General features: G+C 73.7%; 7 protein-coding genes. 3 read left to right on the top strand and 4 right to left on the bottom strand.

The features are described from left to right. Positions 1-49 precede the first annotated feature (49 nt). On the bottom strand, positions 50-1,927 hold the full coding sequence (glmS, locus tag GYH36_RS18520) for a glutamine--fructose-6-phosphate transaminase (isomerizing) (protein ID WP_024840343.1): 1,878 nt from the start codon (positions 1,925-1,927) through the stop codon (positions 50-52). A 127-nt stretch (positions 1,928-2,054) separates the two neighbouring features. Between glmS and GYH36_RS18525 the strand changes: the two genes are divergently transcribed. Both GYH36_RS18525 and coaA read left to right on the top strand, forming a co-directional pair. Next, complete coding sequence (locus GYH36_RS18525) at positions 2,055-2,948, top strand: DUF72 domain-containing protein (RefSeq protein WP_024840342.1); 894 nt, start codon at positions 2,055-2,057, stop codon at positions 2,946-2,948. Positions 2,949-3,037: 89 nt separating this feature from the next. Further along, a complete protein-coding gene (gene coaA, locus GYH36_RS18530; RefSeq protein ID WP_312028711.1) occupies positions 3,038-4,027 on the top strand; it encodes a type I pantothenate kinase in 990 nt (329 codons plus the stop codon). An 8-nt stretch (positions 4,028-4,035) separates the two neighbouring features. On the opposite strand, the gene GYH36_RS18535 is transcribed toward coaA, so the two are convergent. From GYH36_RS18535 to glmM, 3 genes are all read right to left on the bottom strand, one after another. Continuing rightward, a complete protein-coding gene (locus GYH36_RS18535) occupies positions 4,036-4,857 on the bottom strand; it encodes a DedA family protein (protein ID WP_162290617.1) in 822 nt (273 codons plus the stop codon). A gap of 265 nt (positions 4,858-5,122) precedes the next feature. After that, a complete protein-coding gene (locus GYH36_RS18540) occupies positions 5,123-5,767 on the bottom strand; it encodes a peptide deformylase (protein ID WP_312028712.1) in 645 nt (214 codons plus the stop codon). Continuing rightward, on the bottom strand, positions 5,764-7,125 hold the full coding sequence (glmM, locus tag GYH36_RS18545; RefSeq protein ID WP_162290618.1) for a phosphoglucosamine mutase: 1,362 nt from the start codon (positions 7,123-7,125) through the stop codon (positions 5,764-5,766). The genes GYH36_RS18540 and glmM overlap by 4 nt, the downstream gene beginning before the upstream one ends. Between glmM and GYH36_RS19395 the strand changes: the two genes are divergently transcribed. Beyond that, a partial coding sequence (locus tag GYH36_RS19395) for a hypothetical protein (RefSeq protein WP_376739840.1) occupies positions 7,124-7,335 on the top strand: 212 nt, incomplete at its 3' end. The two genes, glmM and GYH36_RS19395, sit on opposite strands and share 2 nt — an antisense overlap.

The following is a 7,335-nucleotide window of genomic DNA, read 5'->3' on the forward strand; positions in this document are numbered from 1 at the left end:
CCGTCCGGACGTCCGGACGGGCCACAACCACATGCTCGGCGGTGAGGGGTTACTCGACCGTGACCGACTTCGCGAGGTTGCGCGGCTGGTCGACGTCGAGGCCCTTGGCCGTCGCGAGCGCCATCGCGAAGATCTGCAGCGGCACGACCGCCAGCAGCGGCGAGAGCAGCGTCGGCGACTCCGGGACCCAGAAGATCTCGTCCGCGTAGGGGCGCACGGCGTCGTCCCCGTCCTCCGCGATGACGAGCGTGCGGGCGCCGCGGGCCCGGATCTCCTGGATGTTCGAGATGACCTTGGAGTGCAGGCCCTCGCGGCCCTTCGGCGACGGCACGACGACGAACACCGGCTGGCCCTCGTCGATGAGCGCGATCGGCCCGTGCTTGAGCTCGCCCGCCGCGAAGCCCTCCGCGTGGATGTACGCGAGCTCCTTGAGCTTGAGCGCGCCCTCCAGCGCGACGGGGAACCCGACGTGGCGCCCGAGGAACAGCACCGACGTCGCGTCCTTCATCGACCGGGCGGTCGCGCGCACGTACTCGCCGCGCTCGATGACCGTCTGGATCTTGCGCGGCATGTCGCGCAGGTCCTCGAGGATGGCCGAGATCTCGTCGGGGAACTTGTTCCCGCGCAGCTGCGCGAGGTAGAGGCCCAGGAGGTACGCGGCGGTGATCTGCGAGAGGAACGCCTTGGTCGAGGCGACCGCGATCTCCGGGCCGGCGTGCGTGTAGAGCACGGCGTCCGACTCGCGCGGGATCGTCGACCCGTGCGTGTTGACGATCGAGATGACCTTGGCGCCCTGCTCGCGCGCGTGGCGCACGGCCATGAGCGTGTCCATCGTCTCGCCGGACTGCGTCACGGCGACGACGAGCGTCTTCTCGTCGACGATCGGGTCGCGGTAGCGGAACTCGTGCGCGAGCTCGACCTCGACGGGGATGCGGCACCAGTGCTCGATCGCGTACTTCGCGACGTGGCCCGAGTAGGCCGCCGTGCCGCACGCCACGACGATGATCTTGTCGACCGACCGCAGCACGGCCTCGTCGATGCGCAGGTCGTCGAGCACGAGCTTGCCCGACGGGTCCGTGCGGCCGAGCAGCGTGTCGGCCACCGCGTGCGGCTGGTCGTGGATCTCCTTGTCCATGAAGGACGAGAAGCCGCCCTTCTCCGCGGCGGCCGCGTCCCAGTCGACCGTGTAGCGCTTGGCCTCGGCCGGGTTGCCGTCGAAGTCCGTCACCTCGACGGACGTCGGCGTGATCGTGACGATCTGGTCCTGGCCGAGCTCGAGCGCCTCCTTGGTGTGGGAGATGAACGCCGCGACGTCGGAGCCGAGGAAGTTCTCGCCCTCGCCGAGCCCGACGACGAGCGGCGAGTCGTGCCGCGCGCCCACGACCGTGTCCGGTGCGTCGGCGTGCACGGCGAGGAGCGTGAACGTGCCCTCGAGCCGGCGCGCGACCTGACCCATCGCGAGCGTGAGGTCCTTCGTCTGGCGGTACGCGCGCGCCAGGAGCTGCGCCGCGACCTCGGTGTCCGTCTCGGACCGGAACTGCACGCCCTCGGCGAGCAGCTCGCTCTTGAGGGTCGCGAAGTTCTCGACGATCCCGTTGTGGATCACCGCGAGGCGGTCGTCGTCCGCGAGGTGGGGGTGGGCGTTGGTGTCCGTCGGACCACCGTGCGTCGCCCACCGGGTGTGCCCGATCGACGCGGTGGCTGCGGGCAGGGGGTGGAGGTCGATCTCCTCCACGAGGTTCGCGAGCTTGCCCGACTTCTTCGCGAACGCGACGGCGTCGACCCCCGGCGCGACGAGCGCGACGCCGGCCGAGTCGTAGCCGCGGTACTCGAGCCGTCCGAGTCCTTCGAGAGCGACGTCGAGGGGTCGCCCCGAGGCCTCTCCGACCATGGTTCCAGGGCCCACGTAGCCCACGATTCCGCACATGGTGATCGAGTCTAGCCACGGACCCGGCACCCTTCGGAGCGGCACGATCCCGCGGTTTTTCGTACGGTTCGCTGCCTAACCGACGCTCGGCGCGCGAGCGGCTCGCGCGGCGGCGAGGGTGGGTCCCATGCCCAGCGTCCGGATCGGCCTCTCGGGGTGGCGCTACGCCGACTGGCGCGGCCGTTTCTACCCCCGCGGCCTGCCGCAACGTCGCGAGCTCGAGCACGTCGCGTCGCTGTTCCCGGCCGTCGAGCTCAACGGCACCTTCTACTCGATGCAGCGGCCGTCGTCGTTCGTCGCGTGGCGCGAGCAGACGCCCGAGGGGTTCACGTTCGCGGTCAAGGGCCCGCGCTTCGTCACCCACATGAAGCGGCTGCGGGACGTGCGCACACCGCTGGCCAACTTCTTCGCGAGCGGGGTCCTCGCCCTCGGCGACCGGCTCGGTCCGGTGCTGTGGCAGCTCCCGGCGCGCACGGCGTTCGACGCCGCGACGCTCGACGACTTCCTCGCGCTCCTGCCGCGCACGACCGTGCAGGCGGCGCGCCTCGCGCGCGAGCACGACGACCGTCTGCGCGCGCCGGCGTGGACCGAGGTCGACGACGACCGCCCGCTCGTCCACGCGCTCGAGCCGCGGCACGCGTCCTTCGCCGACGACGCGGCGCTCGACCTCCTGCGCGCGCACGGGGTCGCGTTCGCGATCTCCGACGGCGCGGGGACCTGGCCGCTCGTCGACGCCGTGACGAGCCCGCTGGTGTACGTGCGCCTCCACGGCGACCAGGAGCTCTACACGAGCGGGTACCGGCCGCACGTGCTCGACGCGTGGGCCGAGCGCGTGCGGTCGTGGCACGACGCCGGGCACGACGTCGAGGTCTACCTCGACAACGACGTCGACGCCCACGCCCCCGAGGACGCGCTCGCGCTCGTGGCGCGACTGGCGGACGTCGCGCTCCCGGGCCTCGGCCCCACCCCCGAGCCCCGGCCCGCGCGGCGCACGACGACGGCGCGGGGCGGGCGCGGATGAGCGTGCCGGACCGCGCGCTCGACCGCGCGGCGGAGCCCGGGGTGGCGCGCGTGCACGTCCACCCGCACGCATCCGGCAGAATCAGGCGGGTGTCCTCCCCCGCCGACGACCCGTCCGACCTGCTCCCGGCCCACCTCGCGGCACCGTCCTCCTCCCCGTACGTGGACCTCGACCGCGCGGCGTGGAGCCGGCTGTCGGAGTCGACGCCGCTGCCCCTGACCGACGAGGACGTCGCCCGGCTGCGCGGCCTCGGCGACCCGATCGACCTCGCGGAGGTCGACGCCGTGTACCGGCCGCTGTCGCGGCTGCTCAACCTCTACGTGACCGCGACGTCCGGCCTGCACGAGGCGACGTCGACGTTCCTGCGCGAGGACACGGGCAACACGCCCTACGTCATCGGGGTCGCGGGCTCGGTCGCGGTGGGCAAGTCCACGACGGCGCGCGTGCTGCGCGAGATGCTCGCGCGCTGGCCCGAGACGCCGCACGTCGAGCTCATCACGACCGACGGCTTCCTCTACCCCAACGCCGAGCTCGCGCGCCGCGGCCTCATGGAGCGCAAGGGCTTCCCCGAGTCGTACGACCGGCGCGCGCTCATCCGCTTCCTGTCCAAGGTCAAGGCGGGCCACGCCGAGGTCCGCGCACCCGTCTACGACCACCTCACCTACGACATCGTGCCTGGCGCGGAGGCCGTGGTCCGCAAGCCCGACGTCCTCGTCGTCGAGGGGCTCAACGTGCTGCAGCCCGCCCGGCCCAGCGCGCACGACGAGACGACCGTCGCCGTCAGCGACTTCTTCGACTTCTCCATCTACGTCGACGCGCGCACGCGCAACATCCGGCAGTGGTACGTCGACCGGTTCCTCGCGCTGCGCCGCACCGCGTTCGCGCGCCCCGAGTCCTACTTCCGCCGCTACGCGGACCTCACGGACGAGCAGGCGGTCGAGCGCGCGCGGTCGATCTGGGACGCGATCAACGCGCCGAACCTCGAGCAGAACATCCTGCCGACGCGCGGCCGCGCGACGCTCGTCCTCACGAAGGGCCCGGACCACTCGGTCCAGCGCGTGCGCCTGCGCAAGCTCTGAGGCAGCGGTCAGGACGCGCGCGGCGCCGCGCCCGTGCTGCTCGACGGCGACGCGCCGGGCGTCGACGCCCCGGCCGGCGCGTCGTCGTCGGCCCGGCCGGGATCGGCGGGCGCCGGGGACGCGCCCTGGGGGCCGGACGTGCCGGGCTCGTCGCGCGCGACGGCGTCGTCGCCCGCCGCGGGGGCCGCGGGGACGTCCACGGGGAGCTCGCCGCGCCGGCGCGCGCGCATCATGAGGACCCGGTCGATGACGAAGCCGGTCGCGATGCCGAGCACGACGCCCACGACCATCGCGAGGAGCGGCTCGTGGCCCAGCCACTGCGCGGCCACGAGGCCGATGAGCACCGAGTACAGCGACCACGTCACGGCTGCGATGCCGGAGAACGCCATGAAGCGGCGCCGCGGGTAGCCGACCGCCCCGGCGGTCATGTTCACCGCGACGCGCCCCACCGGGATGTAGCGCGCGGCGAGGATGAACGACGCGCCGCGGTGCGCGAGGGCGCGTTCCGCCCACGCGACGGCCTTGCGACCCCGGACCGTGCGGAGGAGGCGGACCCGATCCGTGCCGATCGCCCGACCGATCGCGAACGCGATCTGGTCGCCGGTCCACGCCCCGAGCGCCGCGACGAGCAGCACGAGGAGGAGGTTCGGCTCACCCGTGGCGTGCGCGGACACGGCGAGCGTGATGACCACGGACTCGCTGGGGATCGGCGGGAAGAACCCGTCGATCGTCGCGAAGCCGAACAGCGCGGGATAGATCCACGCGGACGCCGCGAGGGCGAGGACCCAGGTCTCCAGGTTCTCCAGGAAGGTCGACACGGCGTCGGGCAACGGCGTCCTCGTTCGTCGGCTGGCGGGGAGGCCAGGCGGGCGGCGGCGGCAGGTCGGGCGTCCTGCACCACGACAAGCCTACGGAGCGCGACGACGTCGACCATCAGGGAAACCCCCGGTTCACCCCCGGGGATTCCCGCCCGGCAGCGCCGCGCACGACGACGAGTCTTCTCCCGCAGCCGGTGCGGCGTCGTCATCCGGACGGACGACTTTCCTCCGGGGGGCGTACGTCGTCAGGACCAGCGCTGCGCGACCGCCCGGGCACCTACCGCACGTCGCCGGGCAGACGTGCCACGCCGAGCGTCGACGCGAGGGTCCGCAGGTCGGCGGCGTCGACGTAGAGCTCACCGCGCAGGTGGTCCGTCTCGTGCTGCACGATGCGTGCCGGCCAACCGGTCAGCACGTCGTCGAACGGCCTGCCCGCCCCGTCCTGGCCCGTGAGCCGCACGGTGCGGGCGCGCGTGCGCTCCGCCTGCCAGCCGTGCACGGACAGGCAGCCCTCGAAGAAGGTCCGGGTCTCGTGGCCCACGGCCTCGTACCGGGGGTTGACGAGCACGCGGTACGCGAGCGGGGGTCGCTCGCGCTCGTCGTCGGCGTCCGGGGACCCCGGGTCCTCGACGACGGCGAGCGCCAGGCCGATCCCGACCTGTGGCGCGGCGAGGCCCACGCCCGGCGCCGCGTGCATGGTCGCGCGCATCGCCTCCAGGAAGCGGGGCAGCACGTCGCCGAGCTGGCCCGCGTACGGGACCGCGGGCGTGCGCAGCACCGGGTGCCCGGCCTGCACGATGGGCAGCACGCCGTCGTCGTAGGTGTCCAGGAGCGCGCGCACGTGGTCGCGCAGGCCCTCGTCGACGCCGTGGCGCACGCCCGCGCCGGCCTCGCGCCCCGTCGTCCGCCCGGCCGCGCTCACAGCGCGAGCCGGTCGCGCACGACGCCCGCGAGCTCGGCCGCGACCGCGTCCGCCTGCTGCTGGGTGGCTGCCTCGACCATGACGCGCACGAGCGGCTCGGTGCCGGACGGGCGCAGCAGCACGCGGCCCGTCTCGCCGAGGGTCCGCTCCGCCGCGGCGACCGCCGCGAGGAGCGCCTCGTCGGTGGACGCGCGCGTCTTGTCCACGCCGGGGACGTTGACGAGCGTCTGCGGGAGGCGCTGCACGACGCCCGCGAGGTCGGCGAGCTTCTGGCCCGTGACGCGCACGCGCGACGCGAGCTGGAGGGCGGTGAGCACGCCGTCGCCCGTCGTCGCGTAGCGCGACATGACGATGTGCCCCGACTGCTCGCCGCCGAGCCCGTACCCGTGGGCGCGCATCTCCTCGAGCACGTACCGGTCGCCGACGGCCGTCTGGACCGTGGTGATGCCGGCGTCGCGCATCGCGAGCAGGAGGCCGAGGTTGCTCATGACCGTCACGACGAGCGTGTCGTGCGGGAGCGCGCCCTCGTCCTTGAGCGCGAGGGCGAGGACGCCCATGATCTGGTCGCCGTCCACGACGGTCCCGCCGTGGTCGACGGCGATGCAGCGGTCGGCGTCGCCGTCGAACGCGACGCCGAAGTCGGCCTCCGACGCGACGACGACGGCCTGGAGCTGCTCGGGGTGGTTCGAGCCGCACGCCGCGTTGATGTTGCGGCCGTCGGGGCTGGCGTTGATGACGACGACGTCCGCGCCGGACGCGCGCAGCGCCACGGGGCCGACGTCGCTCGCGGCGCCGTTGGCGCAGTCGACCGCGATCCGCAGGCCCGCGAGCGGCTTGTGGTCCTCGTCCGCCCCGATGCTCGCCATGAGGTGCTCGACGTACGCGCCGCCGGCGCGCCCCGAGTCGGACGAGATCCGCCCGACGGTGCCGTGCGTCGGGCGCTCCCACTCCTGCCCGAGCAGGCTCTCGATGCGGTCCTCGACCGCGTCGTCGAGCTTGACGCCGCCGCGCGCGAGGAACTTGATCCCGTTGTCCTGCATCGGGTTGTGGGACGCCGAGATCACGACGCCGAAGTCGACGTCCATGGTGCTCGTCAGGTAGGCGACCGCCGGCGTCGGCAGGACTCCCACGTCCTTGACGTCGACGCCAGCGCTCGCGAGGCCGGCGTTGAGCGCCGCACCGAGGAACTCGCCGGACACGCGCGTGTCCCGGCCGACGACCGCGCGCGGCCGGTGCCCCTCCTCCTGCCCGCTCGCGAGCACGCGCGCCGCCGCGACACCGAGGTCGAGCGCGAGCTCGCCCGTCACGTTGCCGTTCGCGAGACCGCGCACCCCGTCGGTGCCGAAAAGCCGTCCCATGGAAGTCCTTCCCCTCGATCCGGCCGTGTGCCGACCGTACGACCGCCTGCCGTCGCCCGCTCCTGACGGGCGTTGGTCACCGCTCCTCACAAACGCCGTCGGGCCCCCCCGGCGCGCGGGCCTCGGCGCCCCCCACGCCCGCGTGCCCGAGTCCGTCCCCGTGGGCACGGGCACCTACGTCGAGAAGGGGGCCGTCGTCGGCCCGGGCTG

The organism is Cellulosimicrobium composti (assembly GCF_010287905.1).
GTDB classification, from domain to species: Bacteria; Actinomycetota; Actinomycetes; order Actinomycetales; family Cellulomonadaceae; genus Cellulosimicrobium; species Cellulosimicrobium composti.

Coding starts and splice junctions, on each gene's coding strand:
- glmS (WP_024840343.1), bottom strand. CDS start 1,927: ATGTGCGGAATCGTGGGCTACGTGGGCCCTGGAACCATGGTCGGAGAG.
- GYH36_RS18525 (WP_024840342.1), top strand. CDS start 2,055: ATGCCCAGCGTCCGGATCGGCCTCTCGGGGTGGCGCTACGCCGACTGG.
- glmM (WP_162290618.1), bottom strand. CDS start 7,125: ATGGGACGGCTTTTCGGCACCGACGGGGTGCGCGGTCTCGCGAACGGC.